The organism is Streptococcus sp. k-163, from assembly GCF_013277555.1.
GTDB lineage: Bacteria > Bacillota > Bacilli > Lactobacillales > Streptococcaceae > Streptococcus.
This window is the reverse complement of sequence record NZ_VMND01000009.1, coordinates 178,783-205,277: the sequence shown is the minus strand read 5'-3', so window position 1 is coordinate 205,277 and position 26,495 is coordinate 178,783. Positions and strand designations below refer to the sequence as shown.

The 26,495-nt window shown below is 41.6% G+C and carries 18 protein-coding genes and 1 pseudogene; 13 read left to right on the top strand and 6 right to left on the bottom strand.

What is annotated here, in order from left to right; all coding sequences use genetic code 11:
- On the top strand, positions 1-4,552 hold a 4,552-nt coding region (locus HT731_RS03845), incomplete at its 5' end, for a DUF1542 domain-containing protein (protein ID WP_173277709.1).
- A gap of 113 nt (positions 4,553-4,665) precedes the next feature.
- Here the strand turns inward: HT731_RS03845 and HT731_RS03840 are convergent.
- Positions 4,666-6,762, bottom strand: coding sequence for a GH92 family glycosyl hydrolase (locus tag HT731_RS03840; RefSeq protein ID WP_173277707.1), 2,097 nt, complete (start codon positions 6,760-6,762; stop codon positions 4,666-4,668).
- Positions 6,763-6,932: 170 nt separating this feature from the next.
- On the opposite strand from HT731_RS03840, the gene HT731_RS03835 reads away from it, so the two are divergent.
- The 11 genes from HT731_RS03835 to HT731_RS03785 all read left to right on the top strand — a co-directional run bounded on the left by HT731_RS03835 (position 6,933) and on the right by HT731_RS03785 (position 20,831).
- Complete coding sequence (locus tag HT731_RS03835) at positions 6,933-8,213, top strand: glycoside hydrolase family 125 protein (protein ID WP_173277705.1); 1,281 nt, start codon at positions 6,933-6,935, stop codon at positions 8,211-8,213.
- 98 nt (positions 8,214-8,311) lie between these two features.
- Entirely contained in the window at positions 8,312-10,957 is a 2,646-nt protein-coding gene (locus HT731_RS03830) for an alpha-mannosidase (protein ID WP_173277703.1), read from the top strand.
- 83 nt (positions 10,958-11,040) lie between these two features.
- A complete protein-coding gene (locus tag HT731_RS03825) occupies positions 11,041-11,910 on the top strand; it encodes an ROK family protein (RefSeq protein WP_033680938.1) in 870 nt (289 codons plus the stop codon).
- Positions 11,904-13,784 carry a beta-N-acetylhexosaminidase gene (locus HT731_RS03820; RefSeq protein WP_173277701.1) on the top strand — a complete coding sequence of 627 codons (1,881 nt, stop codon included), beginning with the start codon at positions 11,904-11,906 and terminating at the stop codon, positions 13,782-13,784. Before HT731_RS03825 ends, HT731_RS03820 begins: the two co-directional genes overlap by 7 nt.
- A 208-nt stretch (positions 13,785-13,992) precedes the next feature.
- Positions 13,993-14,922, top strand: a complete 930-nt coding sequence (locus HT731_RS03815) for a sugar ABC transporter permease (RefSeq protein WP_001032151.1) — start codon at positions 13,993-13,995, stop codon at positions 14,920-14,922.
- A 13-nt stretch (positions 14,923-14,935) separates the two neighbouring features.
- The gene (locus HT731_RS03810; protein WP_140832823.1) at positions 14,936-15,859 is read left to right on the top strand and encodes a carbohydrate ABC transporter permease; all 924 of its coding nucleotides are present in this window, start codon (positions 14,936-14,938) and stop codon (positions 15,857-15,859) included.
- 103 nt (positions 15,860-15,962) lie between these two features.
- On the top strand, positions 15,963-17,447 hold the full coding sequence (locus HT731_RS03805) for an ABC transporter substrate-binding protein (protein WP_153192736.1): 1,485 nt from the start codon (positions 15,963-15,965) through the stop codon (positions 17,445-17,447).
- Between the two features lie 227 nt (positions 17,448-17,674).
- Positions 17,675-18,364, top strand: a complete 690-nt coding sequence (locus tag HT731_RS03800; RefSeq protein ID WP_173277699.1) for a CPBP family intramembrane glutamic endopeptidase — start codon at positions 17,675-17,677, stop codon at positions 18,362-18,364.
- 69 nt (positions 18,365-18,433) lie between these two features.
- A complete protein-coding gene (locus tag HT731_RS03795) occupies positions 18,434-18,730 on the top strand; it encodes a bacteriocin immunity protein (protein ID WP_169435149.1) in 297 nt (98 codons plus the stop codon).
- A gap of 132 nt (positions 18,731-18,862) precedes the next feature.
- The gene (locus tag HT731_RS03790; RefSeq protein WP_020902652.1) at positions 18,863-19,849 is read left to right on the top strand and encodes a rhodanese-related sulfurtransferase; all 987 of its coding nucleotides are present in this window, start codon (positions 18,863-18,865) and stop codon (positions 19,847-19,849) included.
- A 121-nt stretch (positions 19,850-19,970) separates the two neighbouring features.
- Complete coding sequence (locus HT731_RS03785; RefSeq protein ID WP_173277697.1) at positions 19,971-20,831, top strand: DUF4299 family protein; 861 nt, start codon at positions 19,971-19,973, stop codon at positions 20,829-20,831.
- 222 nt (positions 20,832-21,053) lie between these two features.
- On the opposite strand, the gene HT731_RS03780 is transcribed toward HT731_RS03785, so the two are convergent.
- The 5 genes from HT731_RS03780 to HT731_RS03760 all read right to left on the bottom strand — a co-directional run bounded on the left by HT731_RS03780 (position 21,054) and on the right by HT731_RS03760 (position 25,291).
- Complete coding sequence (locus HT731_RS03780; RefSeq protein ID WP_173277695.1) at positions 21,054-22,118, bottom strand: DUF6574 domain-containing protein; 1,065 nt, start codon at positions 22,116-22,118, stop codon at positions 21,054-21,056.
- 57 nt (positions 22,119-22,175) lie between these two features.
- The gene (locus HT731_RS03775) at positions 22,176-23,087 is read right to left on the bottom strand and encodes a DUF4097 family beta strand repeat-containing protein (RefSeq protein ID WP_153192723.1); all 912 of its coding nucleotides are present in this window, start codon (positions 23,085-23,087) and stop codon (positions 22,176-22,178) included.
- Entirely contained in the window at positions 23,080-23,673 is a 594-nt protein-coding gene (locus tag HT731_RS03770; protein ID WP_153192721.1) for a DUF1700 domain-containing protein, read from the bottom strand. Before HT731_RS03770 ends, HT731_RS03775 begins: the two co-directional genes overlap by 8 nt.
- A complete protein-coding gene (locus tag HT731_RS03765) occupies positions 23,660-23,986 on the bottom strand; it encodes a PadR family transcriptional regulator (RefSeq protein ID WP_049551925.1) in 327 nt (108 codons plus the stop codon). Before HT731_RS03765 ends, HT731_RS03770 begins: the two co-directional genes overlap by 14 nt.
- A 138-nt stretch (positions 23,987-24,124) precedes the next feature.
- Entirely contained in the window at positions 24,125-25,291 is a 1,167-nt protein-coding gene (locus tag HT731_RS03760) for an MFS transporter (protein ID WP_153192719.1), read from the bottom strand.
- A 150-nt stretch (positions 25,292-25,441) separates the two neighbouring features.
- On the opposite strand from HT731_RS03760, the pseudogene HT731_RS03755 reads away from it, so the two are divergent.
- Positions 25,442-26,493 (top strand): annotated as a pseudogene (locus HT731_RS03755) (glycosyltransferase family 2 protein).
- Positions 26,494-26,495 lie beyond the last annotated feature (2 nt).

Sequence of the window (26,495 nt, the reverse complement as noted above, 5' to 3'; positions counted from 1 at the left end):
AGCAGATAAGGCTAAAGCAGCAATTGATGCAGCAACAACAGATGCAGCAGTAGATACAGCTAAAGACGCTGGTACTGGAGCAGTTGAAGCAATCAATCCAGAAGCCAAAGCTAAACCAGAAGCTAAGAAAGCTATTGATGACGCTCTTAAAGCTAAGGAAGACGCAATTGACGCTCGTACAGACTTGACAGATGACGAGAAGAAAGCAGCTAAAGATGCAGCTAAAGATGCAGCAGATAAGGCTAAAGAAGCAATTGATGCAGCACCAAGCAATGCAGAAGTAGATAAAGCTAAAGAAGCTGGTACTGGTGAAATCGCCAAAGTTAACCCAGTAGCTAAAGAAGCAGCTAAGAAAGCAGTTGCGGATGAATTGAAAGCTAAAGAAGCAGAAATTGCTGGCCGTAACGACCTCACAGATGAAGAGAAAGCTAAAGCCAAAGAAGAAGCTCAAGCGAAAGCTAAGGAAGCAACAGATGCAATCGATGCTCAACCAAGCAACGCAGAAACACCAGAGAAAGCAGCAGAAGCTCAAACAGCAGTAGATGGTGCTAAAGATAAAGGTGTAGCAGATGTTAAAGCTGTAGATCCAGAAGCCAAAGCTAAACCAGTAGCTAAGAAAGCCATCGAAGATAAATTAGCAAAACAATTGGAAGACATTGCTAACACTCCAGATGCTACAGATGATGAGAAGAAAGTTGCAGCAGATGCAGCTAAAGCTCTAGCAGAAGGAGCTAAGAAAGAAATCGATAAAGCTGGAACAGATGCAGAAGTTAAGCAACTTCAAGAAGAAGCTGAAGGTGAAATCGAAAAATCTGTACCTGTTGTAGAAGATAAGCCAAATGCACGTAAAGCAATTGAAGATGAAGCAAAAGCTAAGAAAGAAGCAATTGATGCACGTACAGACTTAACTCCTAAAGCTAAAGAAGATCTTAAAGCTCAAGTAGATGCAATCGCAGATCAAGCTAAGAAATCTGTAGATGCAGCTAAAACATCAGAAGCTGTTGATGGAATTGAAGAGTCAGATAAAGCGGCTATTAAAGCTGTAGGTGAAGTGAATATTCCGGCTGATAAAGTTCTTGTAAATAATCCAAGTGCTTTAACAGATGATGAAAAAGCTAAGGTCTTAGAAGCTGTTAAGAAAGTAAATCCAGATGCTAAAGAAATTACTCAAGACGCAGATGGAAATGTTACTGTTACAACTCCAGATGGGCACAAAGAAATCATCACTCCTGAGCAAGTAGTGAAAACTGCAGCTACAGCAAATGATCCAAAAGCAGGCAACGATATCGTTAAACCAGCGGATAAAGTAGTTGTAAATGATCCAGCTAAGTTGACAGATGCTGAGAAGGAGAAAATTAAAGCAGCAGTTGAAGCTGTAAATCCAAACTCAATTGTAGTAGTTGATGACAAAGGAAATGCTAAAGTTTCAACTCCAGATGGTCAAACACAAGTTATTCCTGTAGAAGAATTAGTACGTACTGTTGAAGATACTAAGAAACCAAATGCAGGTAACGACATCGTTAAACCAGCAGATAAGACTGTAGTAGCAAATCCAGAAAAACTTACAGATACTGAGAAGAAAGCAATCGAAGATAAAGTTAAAGCTGTAAACCCAGATGCAACAGTAGTTGTAGATGACAAAGGAAATACGACAGTCACAACCCCAGAAGGTAAGACAGCCGTAATTCCAGCAGCAGACTTGACGAAAGATCCAGAAACTGCAACTAAACCAAATGCAGGCAACGACATCGTTAAACCAGCAGATAAGACAGCAGTTAAAGATCCAGCTAACTTAACTCCAGAAGAGAAGAAAGCGATCGAAGATAAAGTTAAAGCTGTAAATCCAGGTGCAACAGTAGTTGTAGATGATAAAGGAAATGCGACAGTTACAACCCCAGAAGGTAAGACAGCCGTAATTCCAGCAACAGACTTGACGAAAGATCCAGAAGCTGCAACTAAACCAAATGCAGGCAACGACATCGTTAAACCAGCAGATAAGACAGCAGTTAAAGATCCAGCTAACTTAACTCCAGAAGAGAAGAAAGCGATCGAAGATAAAGTTAAAGCTGTAAACCCAGGTGCAACAGTAGTTGTAGATGATAAAGGAAATACGACAGTCACAACCCCAGAAGGTAAGACAGCCGTAATTCCAGCAGCAGACTTGACGAAAGATCCAGAAACTGCAACTAAATCAAATGCAGGTAATGACATCGTTAAACCAGCAGATAAGACAGCAGTTAAAGATCCAGCTAACTTAACTCCAGAAGAGAAGAAAGCGATCGAAGATAAAGTTAAAGCTGTAAACCCAGGTGCAACAGTAGTTGTAGATGATAAAGGAAATGCGACAGTCACAACCCCAGAAGGTAAGACAGCCGTAATTCCAGCAGCAGACTTGACGAAAGATCCAGAAACTGCAACTAAACCAAATGCAGGTAACGACATCGTTAAACCAGCAGATAAGACAGCAGTTAAAGATCCAGCTAACTTAACTCCAGAAGAGAAGAAAGCGATCGAAGATAAAGTTAAAGCTGTAAACCCAGGTGCAACAGTAGTTGTAGATGATAAAGGAAATGCGACAGTTACAACTCCAGAAGGTAAGACAGCCGTAATTCCAGCAACAGACTTGACTAAGTCACCAGCAGACGCAGCTAAAGCAAATGCAGGAAATACAGTAAACACACCAGCAGCTAAGGTAGAAGTTAAAGATCCAGCCAAATTAACAGATGAAGAAAAAGCTAAAGTTAAGGAAGCAATTGAGGCAGTAAACCCAGGATCTAAAGTTGTAGTAGACGATAAAGGAAACGCAACAGTCACAACCCCAGAAGGTGATGTAGTAGTAATTCCAACAACAGACTTAACTAAATCACCAGCAGACGCAGGTAAAGCAAATGCAGGAAATGCAGTAAACACACCAGCAGCTAAGGTAGAAGTTAAAGATCCAGCCAAATTAACAGATGAAGAAAAAGCTAAAGTTAAGAAAGCAGTAGAGGATGTAAACCCAGGATCTAAAGTTGTAGTAGACGATAAAGGAAACACAACAGTCACAACCTCAGAAGGTAAGACAGCAACCATTCCAGCAGCAGATGTAACTAAGTCAGCAGCAGATGCAGGTAAAGCAAATGCAGGAAATGCAGTAAACACACCAGCAGCTAAGGTAGAAGTTAAAGATCCAGCTAACTTAACAGACGCTGAGAAGAAAGCAATCGAAGACAAAGTTAAAGCTGTAAATCCAGGATCTAAAGTTGTAGTAGACGATAAAGGAAACGTAACAGTTACAACTCCAGAAGGTAAAACAGCAACCATTCCAGCAGCAGATGTAACTAAGTCAGCAGCAGACGCAGGTAAAGCAAATGCAGGAAATGGAGCAAACACACCAGCAACTAAGACAGTAGTAAAAGATCCAGCTAAGTTAACAGATGAAGAAAAAGCAAAAGTTAAGAAAGCAGTAGAGGATGTAAACCCAGGATCAACTGTAGTAGTAAATGATAAAGGTGATGTAATCGTTACTAAAGGTGATGGAACAGTATTAGTAATCCCAGAACTTGACTTAGTAATTCCAGAAGATAAATTAACTGATCCAACTCAACAAAATGGTGTGAACACACCAGCAACTAGAGTGTTAGTTGGAGATAAAGCTAAATTAACAGCTGATGAAATTGAAAAAGTTAAAGAATCAATTAAAGCAGTCAACCCAGGATCAACTGTAGTAGTAGACGATAAAGGAAACGCAACAGTTACAACCCCAGAAGGTAAGACAGCAACAATTCCAGCAGCTCAATTAGTTAAAGATGCTAAAGATGTTGCAGCTAAGAACAATGGTGAAAACATCAATGTTGACTTCGAAAAAGAAACAGTAGCAGACTTCAATAACTTAACGGATGCAGAAAAAGAAGCTGCAAAAGCTAAGATTAAAGGAGCAAATGCTGATGTAGTAGAAGTTATCTTCGACAAAGCAGGAAATGCAACTGTAATTACTAAAGATGGTAAAGTTTACACAATCGTAGCTAAAGATATCTTCAAACAACGTCCATATGTACCATCAAATGGTGGCGGCAATAACAGTGGTAACGGTAACGGAACTTCTGGCAATAACGGAGCAACTAACACTGATGCAAAAGTGGATAAAGCGAAGTTAGAAGGTGCTATTCGTCAATTAGATGAATTAATCGTTAAAGAATCAGCTAAGCTTGATGCAGAAACTGCAAAAGAAGCGAATGCATTATTAGCAGATGCTAAGAAAGTATTTGCCAATGCAGACGCAAGTCAAGCAGAAGTGGATGCAATGGTTAAACGTATCGAAGGCTTTATGGCGAAAGTTGCTTCATCAACTGATCATGCAACTCCAGCTAACGACCAAGCTGCTCAAACACCAGCTGTAGATACAGCTACTACTCAAGCAGCATCAGCACAAGCAAATGCGCGTAAAGTAGCTAAAGAATTGCCAAATACAGGTACAGCAGATTCTACTGTAGCTATGGTAGCAGCTGCAGCAAGTGCATTACTTGGTCTTGGTCTTGCAGGCCGTCGTCGTAAAGAAGACGAAGAAGCTTAATTGGTAGATTGTTTGATAAACATCAGATGATAAATCCGATTTTCAAAGCTTAAACAAGTACCTCTCATAAGAAAATCTCCTAGCAGGAAAGTCTGCTAGGAGATTTTTGCATTTCATGAAATTGACGAGTGATTTGGCAACCAGCTAAGTGTAAAGATCAGTTGTTCAGCTTTTAGGAGGTATTTGTGTTGAATAGTTGATACTAGGGTTTTGTCCAGTCGGCATTCTTTTACAAAGTTAAAATGGCTGTGGTTTTGTTTAGTATGGATATCCAGCCATTTATCTTCTTTAGCCAGATAGACTCGGAGGTGATCAAAGAGAGGGATTCCGAGGTCGTAGCTTGGTTTGCCTGGGCAGGTTGGATAGAATCCGAGAGCTGACCAGATGTACCAGGCTGAGAGACTGCCATTGTCTTCATCGCCAGGATAGGCTTCCCAACTTGGCTGAAAGGCTGTCTGACGGAGAGTCTTGATAAGAAGGGCAGTGTAGTCAGGGTAATCGCTGTAGCGGAAGAGGTAAGGAATGTGGAAGCTCGGTTGGTTGGAAATAGCGAGTTGTCCAAATGGAGCGGTAGCCATTTCGCTCATTTCGTGAATTTCATAACCATAGCCTGTTGTCTCAAAGAGGGGAGCATCTTGACAGGTTTTCAAAATATAGTTGCTAAAGGCTTCTTTTCCACCCATAAGCTGGATTAAGTCTGGGATGTCGTGGAGGACGCCTAAAGTAGCTTGAATGGCTGAACATTCGGCATAGTCGCGTCCCCAACTATAAGGAGAGAAGTCAGGGCGGAAGTTGCCTTGACTGTCACGCGCTCGCATGTAACCTGTCTCAGCGTCAAATAGATGGCGGTAATTTTGTGATGCGGCCTTGTAGGTTTCAGCGATTTCTGTTTTTCTTAGTTTTTTGGCACAGCTGGCGATACAAAAGTCACTATAGGCATAGTCTAGGGTATGGCTGACGCTTTCGTGGTGGTCTGTAGAGAGGTAACCTAGTTCTTGATATTGGGCTAGTCCGTGACGGCCATTGATGACGAGAGGGTCGGTCTTGCTGGCTGTTTCAAGCATGGCTTGGAGGAGTTCTTCTTCGAGGTCGGGGGCCATGTCTTTGCAGGCGCTATCTGCGATAATACCGTCTAAAAGTGTACCTGGCATCATTCCACGTTCATCTGGGGCCAGCCATTTTGGAAGGAAACCAGTATCGCGGTAGCTATTGAGAAAACCTTCTAAAAAGCGGTGATAGTGTTCCGGTATGATAAGGGCAAAGAGGGGGAAGGTGGTCCGGAAGGTATCCCAGAAACCATTGTTGCTGAAGAGAACACCGGGTTTGACAGTACAAGTGGCCAGATCCATGTGGATGGCTTGCCCAGATTCATCAACCTCATAAAAAGTTTGAGGAAAGAGGAAGAGTCTGTAGAGGCAGTGGTCAAAGAAGGTTCGGTCAGCCTCTCCTGTCTCTATAATGTCAAAACGATGGAGAAGATTTTCCCAATCCGCTTGGGCATTTGCTTTACAGTTATCAAAATCTTCTTGAGGTAGATTGATTAGAGCTTGAGAGGGAGAGATGAAAGAAGTAGCTAGCTGAATCTCAGCATGGCTATCTGCCAGGTCGATTCGCCAGTCTCCACCTTCTTGGCTGATAGCAAGAATATCCGTATTCATTTTTAGGGATGTAAACATAAACAGTGGATTTTTGTTGCTCTCAGTTTTTCCTTCTTGTCGCAGGGCAAGATTCCTCTTATCTACTTGCTCTACTGACAGTTCATCTGTTGCGTGAAGATAGAGAGAGAGGGCTTTGCCTTGCTTTTGTTCCAAACGAATAGAAGCACCGTAGCAAGTCGGTGTGAGCTGGGTTTCAATCTGATAGCGCAGGGAGAAAATATTCAGATAATGAGGTTTGAAAGAGGCCTTATCTATGTCATAAGAAGACTGACGATGGAAGAGGCTGTCTCCACCCAGTTGGCCTGTGACAGGTGTCAGTAGGAGCCAAGAGTAGTCCCCAATCCAAGGACTGGGCTGGTGAGTCAATCGAATCCCCTGAAAGATAGGCAGATGCGGATCGAAAAACCAAGATCCCTCTTGGTCACTGGTCTGGGGTACAAAGTAATTCATACCAAAAGGCACGCCTGTATATGGCAGGGTATTTCCCCGAGAAAAGGCATGCTTGCTGGCAGTTCCAAAGCGGGTATCGATGGTTTCAAGTAGTGGTTTCATAGTCTTTCCTTTAGCTGTTTTTCTACATTATATCAGAAAAAGATAGCCTTTAGAAAAGGAGTGTTAAAGATAACTATTTTGTAGAAAAATGACTATCATTTGTGTATGTATTTTCTGTCTCAAAAGCTATATACTGAAAATGAAACTTGTTTGAAAGAGGATACTGCACGATGATTTATTCGAAAGAAATTGTTAGAGAATGGCTAGATGAAGTAGCAGAGCGGGCTAAGGACCATCCAGAATGGGTGGATGTCTTTGAACGTTGCTACACAGATACCTTGGACAATACTGTTGAAATTCTAGAAGATGGTTCAACCTTTGTGCTCACAGGAGATATTCCTGCTATGTGGCTTCGAGATTCGACAGCCCAACTCAGACCCTACCTGCATGTGGCTAAAAGAGATCCCCTCCTGCGTCAGACCATTGCAGGTTTGGTCAAACGTCAGATGACCTTGGTACTCAAGGATCCTTATGCCAATTCCTTCAACATTGAGGAAAGCTGGAAGGGTCACCACGAGACAGACCATACCGACCTTAATGGCTGGATTTGGGAACGCAAGTATGAGGTGGACTCGCTTTGCTATCCTTTGCAGTTGGCTTATCTCCTCTGGAAAGAGACTGGCGAGACTAGTCAGTTTGATGAGACTTTTGTTGCAGCGACTAAGGAAATTCTCCATCTTTGGACGGTGGAACAAGACCACAAGAACTCTCCTTATCGTTTTGTCCGAGATACGGACCGTAAGGAAGATACACTAGTAAATGATGGATTTGGCCCTGATTTTGCAGTGACAGGTATGACTTGGTCCGCTTTTCGTCCGAGTGATGACTGTTGCCAGTATAGCTACTTGATTCCGTCAAATATGTTTGCTGTAGTAGTCTTGGGTTATGTTCAAGAGATCTTCGCAGCATTAAACCTAGCTGATAGCGAGAGTGTTATCACAGACGCTAAGCGTCTCCAGGATGAAATCCAAGAAGGAATTGAAAACTACGCCTACACAAGCAACAGCAAGGACGAAAAGATTTATGCCTTTGAAGTAGACGGTTTGGGAAATGTTAGCATCATGGATGATCCAAACGTACCAAGTTTGTTGGCTGCACCTTATCTGGGCTACTGCGATATTGACGACGAAGTCTATCAAGCAACTCGTCGTACCATTCTGAGCCCTGAAAATCCATACTTCTACCAAGGAGAATACGCTAGCGGTCTCGGAAGTTCTCATACCTTCTATCGCTATATCTGGCCAATCGCCCTTTCTATCCAAGGTTTGACAACAAGAGATAAGGCAGAGAAGAAATTCTTGTTGGATCAGCTGGTTGCTTGCGATGGTGGTACAGGTGTCATGCACGAAAGCTTCCACGTGGACGACCCAACTCTCTACTCTCGTGAATGGTTCTCTTGGGCTAACATGATGTTCTGTGAATTGGTCTTGGATTACTTGGATATCCGCTAAGGAACACGCTTTAGCGCAACTGATTCTTGGAAAGAATCACAAATTTACATTTAAAACGTTAACAATAAAAATTTAAATTTAGAATGAGGTTTTACTTCATGGAAAATGTTGTCGTACATATTATCTCACATAGTCACTGGGATCGTGAGTGGTACTTGCCTTTTGAAAGCCACCGTATGCAGTTGGTGGAATTATTTGACAATCTCTTCGATCTCTTTGAAAATGACCCTGAGTTCAAGAGCTTCCACTTAGATGGTCAAACCATTGTCCTTGATGACTACTTGGAGATTCGCCCTGAAAATCGCGACAAAGTCCAACGATACATCGACGAAGGCAAACTTAAAATTGGTCCATTTTACATCTTGCAGGATGACTACTTGATTTCAAGTGAAGCCAATGTCCGCAATACTCTTATTGGTCAGCAAGAAACTGCAAAATGGGGCAAATCTACTCAGATTGGTTACTTCCCAGATACCTTTGGAAATATGGGACAAGCGCCTCAAATTCTTCAAAAATCAGGCATTCACGTGGCAGCCTTTGGTCGTGGTGTCAAACCAATCGGATTTGATAACCAAGTCCTCGAAGATGAGCAGTTTACATCCCAGTTTTCAGAAATGTACTGGCAGGGTGCAGATGGTAGTCGTGTTTTAGGTATTCTCTTTGCCAACTGGTACAGTAATGGGAATGAAATTCCAGTTGATAAAGATGAGGCCTTGACATTCTGGAAACAAAAACTGGCAGACGTGCGTGCCTATGCTTCGACTAACCAATGGTTGATGATGAACGGATGTGACCACCAGCCTGTACAGAAAAATTTGAGTGAAGCCATTCGTGTGGCAAATGAACTCTTCCCAGATGTAACCTTTGTTCATAGTTCCTTTGATGAATATGTTCAAGCCGTGGAAAGTGCTCTACCAGAGCAATTATCAACGGTTACAGGTGAGTTGACCAGTCAGGAAACAGATGGCTGGTACACACTTGCCAACACTTCTTCATCTCGTATTTATCTCAAACAAGCCTTCCAAGAAAATAGCAACCTCCTAGAGCAAGTTGTAGAACCCTTGACTATTATCACTGGGGGTCATAACCACAAGGACCAGTTGACCTATGCTTGGAAAACACTTTTGCAGAACGCGCCGCATGATAGTATCTGTGGCTGTAGCGTGGACGAAGTTCACCGCGAGATGGAAACTCGTTTTGCCAAGGTCAACCAAGTAGGAAACTTTGTTAAGAGTAATCTTCTTAACGAGTGGAAGGGTAAAATTGCTACGGCTAAGGCTCAAAGTGATTATCTCTTTACTGTCATTAACACAGGCTTGCATGATAAGGTCGATACTGTCAGCACAGTGATTGATGTGGCTACTTGTGATTTCAAGGAATTGCACCCAACAGAAGGTTACAAGAAGATGGCTGCCTTAACCTTGCCAAGTTATCGTGTGGAGGACTTGGATGGTCGTCCTGTAGAGGCTAAGATCGAAGACCTTGGGGCTAATTTTGAGTATGATTTACCAAAAGACAAGTTCCGCCAAGCTCGTATCGCTCGACAAGTTCGCGTGACCATCCCAGTTCACCTAGCGCCACTTTCTTGGACAACCTTCCAATTGCTGGAAGGAGAGCAAGAACACCGTGAGGGTATTTACAAAAACGGATTGATTGATACGCCATTTGTAAGGGTGAGTGTGGATGACAACATCACAGTCTATGACAAGACAACTCACGAAGCCTATGAAGATTTTATCCGCTTCGAAGACCGTGGTGACATCGGAAACGAGTATATCTATTTCCAACCAAAAGGAACAGAGCCTATCTATGCAGAGCTTAAGGGCTACGAGGTCTTGGAAAACACAGCTCGTTATGCTAAGATTTTGCTCAAACATGAATTGACTGTGCCTGTCAGTGCGGATGAAAAACTAGAAGAAGAGCAAAAAGGCATCATCGAGTTTATGAAGCGTGAGGCTGGACGTTCAGAAGAATTGACAAGCATTCCTCTGGAAACTGAGATGACTGTCTTCGTTGATAATCCACAAATCCGTTGCAAGACTCGCTTTACTAACACTGCCAAAGATCATCGTATCCGTCTCCTGGTCAAAACTCATAACACGCGTCCAAGCAATGATTCTGAAAGCATCTATGAGGTGGTGACACGACCAAACAAACCAGCAGCTTCATGGGAAAATCCTGAAAATCCTCAACACCAACAAGCCTTTGTCAGTCTGTATGACGATGAAAAAGGTGTGACTGTATCCAACAAGGGATTGAATGAATACGAAATCCTTAGAGACGACACCATTGCCGTGACTATTTTGCGTGCATCAGGTGAATTGGGTGACTGGGGCTACTTCCCAACACCAGAAGCTCAGTGCTTGCGTGAGTTTGAAGTCGAATTTGCGATTGAATGCCACCAAGCCCAAGAACGCTTTTCAGCCTATCGTCGTGCTAAAGCCTTGCAGACACCATTTACTAGCCTTCAGCTTGCTAAACAAGAAGGAAGCGTGGCTGCGACTGGTAGCCTCTTGAGCCATTCTGTTCTCAGCATACCGCAAATCTGCCCAACAGCCTTTAAGGTCGCTGAAAATGAAGAAGGCTATGTTCTTCGTTACTACAATATGTGTAGTGAAAATGTACGTGTACCGGAAAGTCAACATCTCTTCCTTGACCTACTTGAACGACCATACCCAGTTCATAGAGGCCTCATTTCACCACAAGAGATTCGTACAGAATTCATCAAAAAAGAAGAAATTTAATTTCAAAAAGTAAACATAAAAAGAAAGGAGGGGCGAAAAGGTAAGAACTAACTGCTGATTCGCCCCTTTTTATGGTAAAAACAATGACCATTGCAACGATTGATATCGGAGGGACTGGGATTAAGTTTGCAAGTCTGACTCCTGATGGGAAAATATTGGATAAGACAAGTATCCCAACACCAGAAAACTTAGAGGATTTAATAGCTTGGCTAGACCAACGCTTGTCAGAACAAGATTATAGTGGGATTGCGATGAGTGTTCCAGGTGCGGTCAATCAAGAGACAGGTGTGATTGATGGCTTCAGTGCCGTGCCCTACATCCACGGCTTTTCTTGGTATGAAGCCCTTGCCCATCATCAGCTGCCTGTCCATCTAGAGAATGATGCCAACTGCGTTGGACTTAGTGAATTGCTAGCTCATACAGAACTTGAAAATGCAGCCTGTGTCGTGATTGGTACAGGGATTGGTGGGGCCATGATTATCAATGGGAGACTTCACCGAGGTCGCCACGGTCTGGGTGGGGAATTTGGCTACATGACAATCCTTGCCCCTGCTGAAAAGCTTAACAACTGGTCGCAACTAGCGTCAACTGGAAATATGGTGCGCTACGTGATTGAAAAATCTGGTCAGACTGACTGGGACGGTCGCAAGATTTATCAAGAGGCCGCAGCAGGAAATGCCCTTTGTCAAGAAGCCATTGAGCGCATGAACTGCAATCTGGCGCAAGGCTTGCTCAATATTCAGTATCTCATCGACCCAGATGTCATTAGTCTGGGAGGATCTATCAGTCAGAATCCCGACTTTATCCAAGGTGTTCAAAAAGCTGTCGATGAATTTGTCGAAACCTACGAAGAATACACGGTCGCACCAGTTATCCAAGCTTGCACCTATCATGCAGATGCCAATCTCTACGGTGCCCTTGTCAACTGGCTACAGGAGGAAAACCAATGGTAAGATTTACAGGAATTAGTGACAAACAAGCGCAAACTATTGAGGTTTTAAACGGTCACATTTCTTTGCCAGATGTAGAGATAGATGTCACTCAGTCTGACCAAGCCTCTATCTCTATCAAGGGTGAGAGTGGTCATTATCAATTGACCTACCGCAAACCTCACCAACTCTATCGCGCCTTGTCCTTGTTGGCAACGGCTCTAGCAGAATCTGACAAGGTCGAGATTGAAGAACAGGCAGCATATGAAGATTTAGCCTATATGGCTGACTGTTCGCGAAATGCGGTGCTGAATGTGGCATCTGCCAAGCAGATGATTGAGGTCTTGGCTCTCATGGGCTATTCAACCTTTGAGCTTTACATGGAAGACACCTACCAGATTGAAGGACAACCTTACTTTGGCTATTTCCGTGGAGCCTACTCAGCTGAGGAATTGCAGGAAATCGAAGCCTATGCCCAACAGTTTGACATGACCTTTGTGCCTTGCATTCAGACCTTGGCCCACTTGTCAGCCTTTGTCAAATGGGGTGTCAAAGAAGTGCAGGAACTCCGTGATGTAGAGGATATTCTTCTCATTGGAGAAGAAAAGGTTTATAACCTGATTGATGGCATGTTTGCGACGCTATCTAAACTGAAGACTCGCAAGGTCAATATCGGGATGGACGAAGCCCACTTGGTTGGTTTGGGACGCTACTTGATTCTGAACGGTGTTGTGGATCGTAGTCTCCTCATGTGCCAACACTTGGAGCGTGTGCTGGATATTGCAGACAAATATGGATTCCACTGCCAGATGTGGAGCGATATGTTCTTCAAACTCATGTCGGCAGATGGCCAGTACGACCGTGATGTTGAAATTCCAGAGGAAACTCGTGTTTACTTAGACCGTCTCAAAGATCGTGTAACCTTGGTTTACTGGGATTACTACCAGGATAGCGAGGAAAAATATAACCGCAACTTCCGAAACCATCACAAGATTAGCCATGACCTTGCCTTTGCAGGTGGTGCTTGGAAGTGGATTGGTTTCACACCCAATAACCATTTCAGCCGTCTCATCGCAGTCGAAGCTAATAAAGCCTGTCGTGCTAATGATATCAAAGAAGTCATCGTGACGGGTTGGGGAGACAATGGTGGAGAAACAGCTCAGTTCTCTATCCTACCAAGCTTGCAAATCTGGGCAGAACTCAGCTATCGCAATGACCTAGACCGTTTGTCTGCTCACTTCCAGACCAATACAGGTCTATCGGTTGAGGACTTTATGCAGATTGACCTTGCTAACCTCTTGCCAGACCTACCAGGCAATCTCAGTGGCATCAATCCCAATCGCTATATCTTTTATCAGGATGTGCTCTGTCCGATTCTTGACCGACACATGACTCCTGAACAGGACAAACCGCACTTCGCTCAGGCAGCCGAGATTCTTGCTGACATTAAAGAGAAAGCTGGCAACTATGCCTACCTCTTTGAAACTCAGGTCCAATTGAATGCTATTTTAAGCAGTAAAGTAGATGTAGGACGACGCATTCGCCAAGCCTATCAAGCGGATGACAAAGACAGCTTGAAACAAATTGCCAGAGAAGAATTGCCAAAACTCAGAAGTGAGGTTGAAAACTTCCACAAGCTCTTTAGCCATCAATGGTTGAAGGAAAACAAGGTCTTTGGCTTGGATACAGTTGATATCCGTATGGGTGGACTCTTGCAACGCATCAAACGAGCAGAAAGCCGCATCGAGTCTTATCTGGCTGGTCAGCTTGATCGCATAGATGAGTTAGAAGTGGAAATTCTGCCATTTACTGACTTTTACGCAGACAAAGACTTTGCCGCCACAACAGCCAACCAGTGGCATACCATTGCGACAGCCTCGACGATTTATACAACTTAAAAACAAGAACAGTGTCCCTTGTTCAGGGTGTTTCTCGTGAAACATCCCTTTCTTCAAAAGTATTCCACATAAAATAATTTGTGGAGTTTTTTCTATAATTAGTAGTTTAACCTAACCTGCAAATAGGAGTATACTAATAATGTAATCGTTATCAAAAGTCTAAAAAGGAATTTTTAGATGGATATCAAAATAAAAAAGGGAGGAAATTATGAATAAGTTTTCAAAAACCTTGAGAGACAACTGGATCTTTCTCTTGATGGTTTTGCCAGGGGCACTCTGGTTGATTCTATTCTTCTACATTCCAGTATTTGGGAACGTGGTTGCCTTCAAAGATTACCACATGACTAGTAATGGTTTCATAGATAGTATCATGAATAGTAAATGGGTCGGACTCGATAATTTCAGATTCTTGTTTAGTTCAAAAGACGCCTTTATTATCACACGAAATACTGTCCTCTACAATCTCGGCTTTATCTTTATTGGTTTGATTGTATCTGTAGGGATTGCCATCATCCTCAGTGAACTCCGTTCTAAGAGAATGGTTAAGATCTTCCAAACTTCTATGTTGTTCCCTTACTTCTTGTCTTGGGTTATCATCAGTTTCTTTACAGATGCCTTCCTAAACATTGATAAAGGGGTGTTCAACCATTTCCTAGAGTCTATCGGAATGAAGGAAATCAATTTCTACGCTGACTTAGGTATCTGGCCATATCTCCTACTTTTCCTAGGTATTTGGAAAGGTTTTGGATATAGCAGTGTCATGTACTATGCAACAATCATGGGAATTGATCCAACCTACTATGAAGCAGCAACGGTGGACGGTGCTAGCAAATGGCAACGAATTCGCAATGTAACCATTCCACAGTTAACACCGTTGGTAACCGTATTGACTATCCTGGCAGTAGGAAATATCTTCCGTGCAGACTTCGGTCTCTTCTACCAAATCCCCCATAATGCTGGTCAGCTTTATAACGTAACCAACGTCTTGGACGTATATGTTTATAATGGTTTGACCCAGACAGCGGATATCGGGATGGCTTCAGCGGCAGGTCTCTACCAATCAGTAGTCGGTTTGCTTTTGGTTATCCTATCAAACTTACTTGCAAGACGAGTTGATCCAAACTCAGCCTTGTTCTAGAAAGGAGGAGAATATGGCAGAAAAGAAAATTAAAAAAGAAAAAATTGATAATGTCGGCATTCACTCCTTCAGTAAGAAAGCAGATATCTTCTTCAGTACCATTTCTGGTTTGATCGCCCTCTCTTGTATCCTACCCTTCGTATTCGTTATCGTTATTTCGGTGACAGATGAAAAGAGTATCCTTCAAAATGGATATAGCTTCTTCCCGTCACAATTTGGATTAGACGGATTTGAGTTCTTGGCACAGTTTAAGGATAAAATCTTACAAGCCCTCTTCATCTCAGTCTTTGTAACCGTAGTTGGGACATTGACAAATGTCTTTATCACAACAACTTATGCTTATGCCATTTCACGGACAACCTTTAAGTACCGCAGATTCTTTACAATCTTCGTTCTACTTAGTATGTTGTTTAACGCTGGTTTGGTACCAGGTTATATCGTGGTCACTCGTTTGCTTCAACTTGGTGATACAGTTTGGGCCTTGATTGTTCCAATGCTTCTCTCACCATTTAACATCATCTTGATGCGTTCCTTCTTTAAGAAGACCATTCCAGAAGCTATTCTAGAATCTGCTCGTATCGATGGTGCCAGTGAAGCCCGGATCTTCTTCCAAATCTGTTTACCATTGTCACTACCAGGTATCGCAACCATCACGCTCTTGACAGCTCTTGGTTTCTGGAATGACTGGTTCAACGCCCTTCTTTACATTAAGAGTGACAACTTGTATCCATTGCAATATTTGCTCATGCAAATCCAACAAAATATGGATTACATCGCCAAAGCAGTCGGCCTTTCTGGTCAACTGGGAGTTGCTCTTCCAAAAGAAACAGGTCGTATGGCCATGGTTGTGGTCGCAACCCTTCCAATCGCGATTTTGTATCCATTCTTCCAACGCTACTTTGTAAAAGGTTTGACTATCGGTGGTGTGAAAGAATAGTACTTGTCGAGAAATACCCTTTCTAATTTCCAAACTTTCCTTGCGTGAAGTTAAGATCATTACATTGTTTATAAGTTTAAAAATAAAAAAAGGAGTTTTTGTCATGAAAAACTGGAAAAAATATGCTTTTGCATCTGCTAGCGTAGTCGCTTTGGCTGCTGGTCTCGCTGCTTGTGGAAACCTTTCAGGTAACAACAAGAAAGCTGCTGACTCAGCTTCAGGTGAAAAACCTGTTATCAAAATGTACCAAATCGGTGACAAACCAGATAACTTGGATGAATTGCTAGAAAATGCTAACAAAATCATCGGAGAAAAAGTTGGTGCTAAATTGGATATCCAATATCTTGGATGGGGTGACTATGATAAGAAAATGTCAGTTATCACATCATCTGGTGAAAACTACGATATCGCCTTTGCATCTAACTATGTTGTAAATGCTCAAAAAGGTGCCTATGCTGACTTGACAGAATTGTACAAAAAAGAAGGTAAAGACCTTTACAAAGCACTTGACCCAGCTTACATCAAAGGTAACAGCATTAACGGTAAAATTTACGCAGTTCCAGTTGCAGCCAACGTTGCATCATCTCAAAACTTCGCCTTCAACGGAACTCTTCTTGCTAAATACGGTATCGATATTTCAGGTGTCACTTCATATGAAACACTTGAACCAGTCTTGAAACAAATCAAAGAAAAAGCTCCAGATGTAGTGCCATTTGCGGTTACTAAGAACTTCATCCCATCTGATAACTTTGACTACCCAGTTCCAAATGGACTTCCATTCGTTATCGACCTTGAAGGCGACACTACTAAGATCGTAAACCGTTACGAAGTGCCTCGCTTTAAAGAACACTTGAAGACTCTTCACAAATTCTATGAAGCTGGATACATTCCAAAAGATGTAGCAACAAGCGATACTTCATTTGAACTTCAACAAGATACTTGGTTCGTTCGTGAAGAAACAGTAGGACCAGCTGACTACGGTAACAGCTTGCTTTCACGTGTTGCGAACAAAGATATCCAAATCAAACCAATTACTAACTTCATCAAGAAAAACCAAACAACACAAGTTGCTAACTTTGTTATCTCAAACAACTCTAAGAACAAAGAAAAATCAATGGAAGTGTTGAACCTCTTGAATACTAACCCAGAACTCTTGAACGGTCTTGTTTATGGTCCAGAAGGCAAGAACTGGGAAAAAATTGCAGGTAAAGAAAATCGTGTACGCGTCCTTGATGGCTACAAAGGAAACACTCACATGGGTGGATGGAACACTGGTAACAACTGGATCCTTTACATCAACGAAAACGTTACAGATCAACAAATCGAAGATTCTAAGAAACAATTGGCTGAAGCTAAAGAATCTCCAGCGCTTGGATTCATCTTTAACACTGACAATGTGAAATCTGAAATCTCAGCTATCTCTAACACAATGCAACAATTCGATACAGCTATCAACACTGGTACTGTAGACCCAGATAAAGCTATTCCAGAATTGATGGAAAAATTGAAATCTGAAGGTGCCTACGAAAAAGTATTGAACGAAATGCAAAAACAATACGACGAATTTTTGAAAAACAAAAAATCATAAGATCAATTGATTTCGTGTATTCATTCCTAATTCCTAAAAATTGAATCACTGTTTTCCTCAAGTTTATCTGGGGAAGGCGGTGATTTTTTGAAACAAAGACATAGATATTTCTGTTTCCTTATTTTAACCATTCAGGAAATCTCAAGCACCATTTAGGATTGGGAGTAAGGATTTAGGAAAATATGGCTTATATTAGAGATGTTCCGAGTTTACAAAGGAGGGATCACATGAAAAAGTATCAGCTTCTCTTCAAAATAAGTGCTGTCTTGTCTTACCTGTTTTTTGTATTTGGACTTTCTCAGCTGACCCTTATCATTCAAAACTATTGGCAATTTTCTTCTCAGGTAGGAAATTTTTTCTGGATTCGAAATATCTTGAGTTTGCTATTTAGCGGAGTCATGATTTGGATTCTGTTTAAGACAGGCCACGGCTATCTCTTTCGCATTCCAAGAAAAAAATGGCTTTGGTATTTGATTTTGACAGTATTAGTGGTAGTGCTCCAGATCTCTTTTAACGTTCAGACAGCTAAACATGTTCAGTCAACTGCTGAAGGTTGGGCCGTATTGATCGGTTATAGTGGGACCAACTTTGCTGAGCTAGGTATCTATATAACTTTGTTCTTTCTGACTCCACTTATGGAAGAGCTAATCTATAGAGGATTACTGCAACACGCCTTTTTTAAGCATTCGAGATTTGGCCTTGATTTGCTTCTTCCGTCAATTTTATTTGCTCTTCCTCATTTTTCAAGCCTGCCTAGTTTGTTAGATATCTTCGTCTTTGCAACATCTGGCATCATCTTTGCTAGTTTGACCCGCCATACCAAGAGCATTTATCCTTCCTATGCGGTGCATGTGATTAATAATATTTTCGCGACATTACCATTTTTGCTGACTTTTTTACACAGGGTATTTGGGTAAAATATTGGTACGAGAGTTAGGAATGATATTTTATCAAATTTATAAGTGAGTTTCAGGAGGTAAATGAGTATGACACCATTAAAATGGTTTGCTGGAGGAAGTGAAAGACGTTGTGAAGCCATGACGATCATAGATCATCTATTGGAAGATATAAAAGATACGCCTCAACTGACTCCTTTGAAAAATCTGTTAGTGAGTTATAAAAGACGATTAGAGGACGATGGGACCTCTACTCCATTTATTTTGAGTCAAATGAACGTTGACCTTGCGCGCGTATTGATTGATAACAAGCTAAGTTTGTCAGAAAGTCAAGCTGAGCAAATCAAAAAATTGAGAGAATTATCAGCTATTCGCTATGGCTACTGATGAAGTGTAGTGACAGGTCGCTTTCTAAAAATTTCCAGTCAAATAAATTGCATTCGTTTTCTTAAGCAGGTATACTAGTATAGATAGATGAAAAATTCTGAAAATTTAAGAATAGAAAAGAGAACAAATCTTATGGCAAAAGATATTCGTGTCTTACTTTACTACCTTTACACTCCAATTGAAAATGCAGAGCAATTTGCTGCAGACCACTTGGCTTTCTGTAAATCAATCGGCCTTAAAGGTCGTATCCTAGTCGCTGACGAAGGAATTAACGGAACAGTTTCAGGTGACTACGAAACAACTCAAAAATATATGGACTACGTTCACAGCCTTCCAGGAATGGAAGATCTCTGGTTCAAGATTGACGAAGAAAATGAACAAGCCTTCAAGAAGATGTTTGTTCGCTACAAGAAAGAAATTGTCCACCTTGGTTTGGAAGACAACGACTTTGATAACGACATCAACCCACTTGAAACAACAGGTGCCTACTTGTCTCCAAAAGAGTTCAAAGAAGCCCTTCTTGACGAAGATACAGTTGTCCTTGACACACGTAACGATTACGAGTACGACCTAGGACATTTCCGTGGAGCTATCCGCCCAGACATTCGCAACTTCCGTGAGTTGCCACAGTGGGTTCGTGATAACAAAGAAAAATTCATGGACAAGCGTGTCGTGGTTTACTGTACAGGTGGCGTTCGCTGTGAGAAATTCTCAGGCTGGATGGTCCGTGAAGGCTACAAAGATGTCGGCCAATTGCACGGAGGAATCGCAACTTACGGTAAAGACCCAGAAGTCCAAGGCGAACTTTGGGATGGGAAAATGTACGTCTTTGACGAGCGTATCGCCGTAGATGTCAACCATGTCAACCCAACCATCGTAGGGAAAGACTGGTTTGATGGAACACCATGTGAACGTTATGTCAACTGTGGAAATCCATTCTGTAACCGTCGTATCTTGACATCAGAAGAAAATGAAGACAAGTACCTTCGTGGATGCTCACACGAGTGCCGTGTTCACCCACGTAACCGCTATGTTTCAGAAAATGAATTGACACAAGCTGAAGTGGTCGAGCGCCTAGCCGCTATCGGTGAAAGCTTGGATCAAGCAGCTACTGTATAAGATCAAACAGTCCTCAGGGGCTGTTTTTCTATGCTTTTTACTCAAAAATCTAAAGTTTGTTTCTGTATCTTTCAGGAAAATAGGGTATACTATATGTAAACGATTTCAAAGGAGTCCAGTTATGACGAAAACATTTTTTATTCCAAATAAACAGAGCATTTTAGGAGAACAGGAAATTTTGACTGCCAAGTCTACCTTGGCCTTGCTAGATGGTTTGGAGTCGCATAGTTATGATGCTATCTATCTCCGTCAGCCACTTAACCGTCTCGAGTATATCGAATGTGCAATAGTAGGGCAATCACAATTTCTCTTTAAGGTCAGTTATGCTGATGGTCAAAAGGCCTATCGTGTCGATCTTCCTGACCTACTAACGCAGACAGACTGGCAGATTATCAAATCATTTTTAGATGCTCTGATTGCTTATACAGGAACTGAGATTGAAGGGCTAAATGGTTTTGACTTTGAAGCTTATTTCCAAGCAGGTATTCAAGCTCATCTGGCAGACACTGCAGCCCGTTTTACGATTTGCCAAGGAATTTTTAATCCTATTTTCTTTAGTCATGAGGACTTGAAAAGTTTTTTAGAGGAAGATGGATTAGCACAGTTTGAAGCGCGTGTGCGTGCGGTTCAAGAGACAGATGCCTACTTTGCAAGAGTTTCCTTCTATCAGGATGGAGAAGGCCAAGTGCACGGTGTTTACCATCTAGCTCAAGGCGTCAAGACTGTTTTACCGATAGAACCATTTGTTCCTGCAGCCTATATTGAGCAATTGCTGGATAAGGAAGTGCAGTGGGAAATTGACTTGGTTCAAATCACAGGAGATGGCTCTAAACCAGAAGACTATGAAGCTATCGCTCGCTTGGACTATGCAAAATTCCTAGAGTCACTACCATCAGCATCTTACCATCAACTAGATGCCAATCAATTAGAAGTGCAATCCATCTTGGGACAAGATTTTAAAGCATTAGCACAAGAAGAGTAAAGCAGAAGCAGGTCAATCGACTTGCTTTTTGGCATAGAAAAATCCTGCCATGAAAGACAGGATTGCTACTCAATGAAAATCAAAGAGCAAACTAGGAAGCTAGCCGCAGGCTGCTCAAAACACTGTTTTGAGGTTGTAGATAAGACTGACAAAGTCAGGAACATATATCTACGGTAAGGCGAAGCTGACGTGGTTTGAAGAGATTTTCGAAGAGTATGAAGTTTAAAGAAAGGCCAAGATACGAAGATAATCCCCAATTAGTGCCACTTCAGCTACAAAGAAGAGGAGGATAATGACTCCGTTCACAAGGACAGACAAGAATAATTGATAGAAGGAGTCGGTTTCACTTGCTTGACTTGGTCTTGTAATGATATGGAGACTGGCAAGCAGAATGATTCCAATGCTAATCACACACAAGAGGGCTGTAAATCGCAGGCTGTCAAAGAAGGCAAAGAAACTAGCAGTGGCAGTGAGGAAGATTGGAATTGCCAAGAGTTGGCTATATTGTTGGACAACCTTTTCTAGCGTCCAGTCTTTTTCTTGGTGGATAAATCGTCTCACAACGAAACTACCCAAGATGAATGAAAAGAAGAAGAGTGTTGTTGCTACTAGGATAGAGATAATCGAAAATAGATTTAATGAAGCAAATTGTTCAGGGAAGTGATTATGCATAGTTGCTATATGTCCATAGTAAGCATGTTTGATGTGGTAGATACTAAAGAAAAAGGAAGATGCAGAAAACAGAATGAGCAAGAGAAAGGCTGTGTAGCTGTGTGTGCTACTTGTTTCAAGCTTGCTTGTAGGAGATTTGAGAGCTTCCACTAGCCAAGACCAAAAATCAAGCACTTGCTCTTTCCATCTATCTGTAGATTTTTGAGTTTGGTCGGGAATATAAGGACTTTCTAAGGATTTACTGATAAGAAGGGGCTCTTTCGTGGTTGGTTTTTGCTGAGGAAGTGCTTCTTGACTCTCTTCAGCTATAGTGACTTTTTCGGTTTCACTAGGAAGGTCTGACTCTTCTTCAGTAGAATAGGATGCCTTCTTTTCTTCTATTTCTGTTCTCGCTTCACCGTCTTCAGGAGTTTCAATTTTCTCTTCTTGCTGGCTTTCCAATTCGACTTCAGCTTGAGAAACTTCCTTCTCTAACTGAGTATTTTTTTCAATTGGCGTATCGAGATCGGCTATAGTTTCTTCAGCCTTGTCTGCAACATCTTGGACTTGTTCATCAGGCTTGTTCTTGCTTGTTGTTTTTACAAAATCATTACTTTCAAACCATTCTTGTTTCATGGTAGAACCTCCTTTTTAGTGGGTTATGTGTCATAGTGGTCGATATAAATAGGTTTATTAAGGTCTGTTAGCTGTAGTTTCAAGACTAATATAATCATCAGCCTTAGCGATGAGTTGACCTTTTGCATCAGTTTTTTCAGTTTTGTAAGGGTTGCTTAATTCGTTGGGGTGGCGTTGACTCTCATCTCTCGATAACTGATAAATAGGACCATGGTGACTCGAGAGGTCTAAGTTAATTTCTTGGCTTTCTTTTTGAGTTAGCATGATACTGAGCGCATTTTTAGAAGATAGTTCTACTTTACCATATACTTTAATATTTTCAGCGTGGAAGTGCTTCTCTGTTGACTCTAGCTGACTATCTGTAAGGTCTGTATCAAAGATATTGACGATATTAGGGGTTGTGAGTTTACTGTTTTTGATACGACTTCCTTCAATTCGGAGGAGATAGCCATTTGTATTGAGAGTTGCATTTTCAAGACTAGCATTTATGATGGTGGTTTGTCTGCGATTGGCTGAGATGTTGATTCCTTTTAGGCTTCTTCCTTTTGGTAATTGGAGAATAACTTCATCAAAACGACTAGAGTAGCTGCTTGCGATATGGAGAATCCCGCCAATTCCAGAAGAGAGAAACGGACTTTTAGACAGTTTCTTATCAGTGAGGCTTAGCGTTTTATCGTTCTGATTTGTGACAAGATCATGGTTAGCAGAAATAGATGGATGATAAGAAATGTGGATTTGATCATCCAAAGAGTCCGTGATGGTCAGCGCGTGTTGGTGGAGCGTAATCTCTAGGTTTTCGACTTCCTTGCCAAATGTCAGCTCTTCCATCCGACTATCATAGACAGGCTCTTTGGACATGGAAAGTAGGCTCTTAATCCCGTCAGATTGGATTCCTACAAAGAGCAGGATAAAGCCGATAACAGTAGTCACCACACCAAAGATGAGAAATCCTTTTGTCAATTTACGCATGCTGATCACCTCTCTTTCCTTTTTTGAGAACAAATTGTACCAGGCGAACAATGAGTAGGCCGAAGAAGCGAGCTACATAGGAAATACCTAGTAAAACCAGAGAAGAAGCACCGATAGCCAGTAAACCAGAACCGAAAATCAAGATAAAGGCTGATTTAGCTTGGGCGAGGACAGTGAAACTTTCAACTAAAAATAGGAATCCGCCGATGATACCAAGTATGGAAATCGCAAAGAAAGCCAGAATGACAGTCAAAGCAGCCACAAGGATTGCGAACAGGGACACGAGGATGGCGATTCCCAGAGGAATACCGATGGGTGCTGCAAGGAGAGCTAACAAGGCGATATGCAAAATTTGTCGGTTATTCTTTTGAGTGGGTGCCTCATTGATTTTTTTATCGAGGAGATTGGAGAGAACTTCGTGGGCTGCTTCTTTTGGAGTTCCCAAGCTAGCGATGAGTTCTTCTTCTCCTTCGACTCCAGCATCGTCAAAGAGTTCCCTGAAATAGTCCATGGCTTCAATTTGGTCAGCCTGAGGCAGTTTTTTGAGATAGAGTTCTAGCTGAGTCAGGTATTCAGTTCTTGTCATGGCGGATACTCCCTTCTATGATGCCATTAATGGTGTCTGTATAGAGTGCCCATTCATCTTTTAGGGTCACGAGCTGTTCTATACCACCATTTGTCAAGGAGTAGTATTTGCGCATGCGACCTTGGAACTCTCTAGAATAGGTTGTCAGAAAGCTATTGCTTTCCAATTTTTTTAGGATAGGATAGAGTGTAGATTCTTTGATATTAGCGATCAGCTTAATGGTTTGGCTAATCTCATAACCATAAGAATCATCCTGCTCCAGTACGGCCAAGATGAGAAATTCAATCAAGGCAGAGGATGTTGGAAAGTACATGGGGAACCTCCTTTTCTAATGTGTAAGATTTTTATATATAATTTTTCTACACATACATTGTACATCTAAAAGAAAGCCCTGTCAAGAGAAATGTGTAAAATTTTTATATATAAAAAACTTCTAGGAAAAACTAGAAGTTTAGAGGATTTTATCGGCTTTGTCCACTGTAAAGAGGGCCATAGTCATCAGGATATCGACGAGCAAGAGGGTAGCTACAGCTGGTACCCAAGAGTGGAACAGGTCAAAACTGTAACCAAAGAGGGTTGGCCCAAAGGCTGCTAGGATATAGCCTCCTGTTTGAGACAAACCAGACAATTGAGCAGTCTTTTCAGGGGCGCTTGTCTTGAGTGAAAAGTTGACCATGAGATAAGGGAAGAGGGCGCTAGTTGCGGTTCCGATGAGGAGATGGATGGCAAGCCAGTAAAAGAAATTACCGATTGGGAAGAAGAGCATGGAAATGCCGACCACACCAGCGAGTGAAACCAAAGTGAGCATGAGCTGACGGTTGCGAGTAGATAAGCTGGTTGTTAGGCTTGGGATAGTCATTGAAAAAGGAATGCTAATCAGAGAGAAGATAGAAGTCAGCAAGCCAGCTTCGTGACTGGATAGACCTGCATGGATGGCCATGGTAGGTAGCCAAGTCATAGCGGTGTAAAAGAGCAAGGATTGAAAACCTGCAAAGACAATCACTGCCCAGACCTGTTTATTATGCATGACCTTTGTTTTGCTTTTTTGTTTGGTTTGTGGAGCCAGTCTGTGATTATAGCGGTGATTAGGCAGCCAGACCAAAAAAGTTGCTAGGCAGAGCAGGGTGAGGAGGATGATAAGCCCTTTCCAAGAACTGGCTTGTGTAATGGGCACGGCTAGATAGGAAGCCAGAGCCGTCGCAATCCCCATAGAAGTTACATATAAGGTGGTCAGAAAACCAATCTTCTTTGGTTGATTGGCTTGGATAAGACTAGGAAGCAGAACATTGATGACTGCGATGCTTGCCCCAACCATCAAGGTTCCTAGATAGAGGAGAGGCAGATTGATTAGTCGAATGAGAGAACCGATGGTCAAGAAGAAGAGGCTGTAGGTGAAGAGATGCTCCAAGCCAATTTTCTGAGCCAATCGGGTAGAAAAGAGCGAGAAGAGAGTAAACATGAGGAGGGGAAGGCTGGTCAAGACACCAAGTGAACTAACTTCTACCCCCAGACCTTGCGAAATATCTCCCAAAATAATGGGTAAAACAGTAAATGGAGTCCGCAAGGAAACACCAATCAGGATAATACCTGGAACAAAAAAGAGTGATTGCTTTTTCATATAATACCTCTTCTAGCTGATTTTAATAACAGCTTATTTTAAGGCTTTTTCCCTATAATGTCAAGTAAGGTTTCTGGCTTTCAAGATAAAAATAGGAAAGTCTTGAAAATTATGATAAAATAGTGGAAGGAAAAATTCAGGAGAGTAGTAGTGACTCAAAATGTTGAAAGTCTTCTCGTATCCATTGTAATCAGTGCATACAATGAAGAAAAATATCTGCCTGGTCTAATTGAGGACTTAAAAAATCAAACCTATCCTAAAGAAAATATTGAAATTCTATTTATAAATGCTATGTCTACAGATGGGACAACAGCCATCATTCAGCAATTTATAAAAGAAGACACAGAGTTTAACTCAATTAGATTGTATAACAATCCTAAGAAAAATCAAGCTAGTGGTTTTAACCTGGGAGTTAAACATTCTGTAGGGGACCTTATTTTAAAAATTGATGCTCATTCAAAAGTTACTGAGAGTTTTGTAATGAATAATGTGGCTGTTATTCAACAAGGTGAATCTGTCTGTGGGGGACCTAGACCGACGATTGTTGAAGGAAAGGGAAAATGGGCAGAGACCTTGCATCTTGTTGAGGAAAATATGTTTGGCAGTAGCATTGCCAATTATCGAAATAGTTCCGAGGATAGATATGTTTCTTCTATTTTTCATGGGATGTATAAACGAGAGGTTTTCCAGAAGGTTGGTTTAGTAAATGAGCAACTTGGCCGAACTGAAGATAATGATATTCATTATAGAATTCGAGAACATGGTTATAAAATCCGCTATAGCCCAAGTATTCTATCTTATCAGTATATTCGACCAACATTCAAGAAAATGCTGCATCAAAAGTATTCAAATGGTTTGTGGATTGGCTTGACAAGTCATGTTCAGCCTAAGTGTTTATCATTATTTCACTATGTTCCTTGTTTATTTGTTTTGAGTCTTGTGTTTAGTCTAGCATTGTTACCGATCACATTCGTATTCATAACTTTACTATTAGGTGCTTATTTTCTACTTTTGTCATTACTCACTTTGCTGACTTTATTAAAACATAAAAATGGATTTCTAATTGTGATGCCCTTTCTTTTATTTTCCATTCACTTTGCTTATGGCCTTGGGACGATTGTAGGTTTAATTAGAGGATTTAAATGGAAGAAAGAGTACAAGGGAACAGTAATTTATTTGGAAAAATAAGCCAAATAAATTAAAA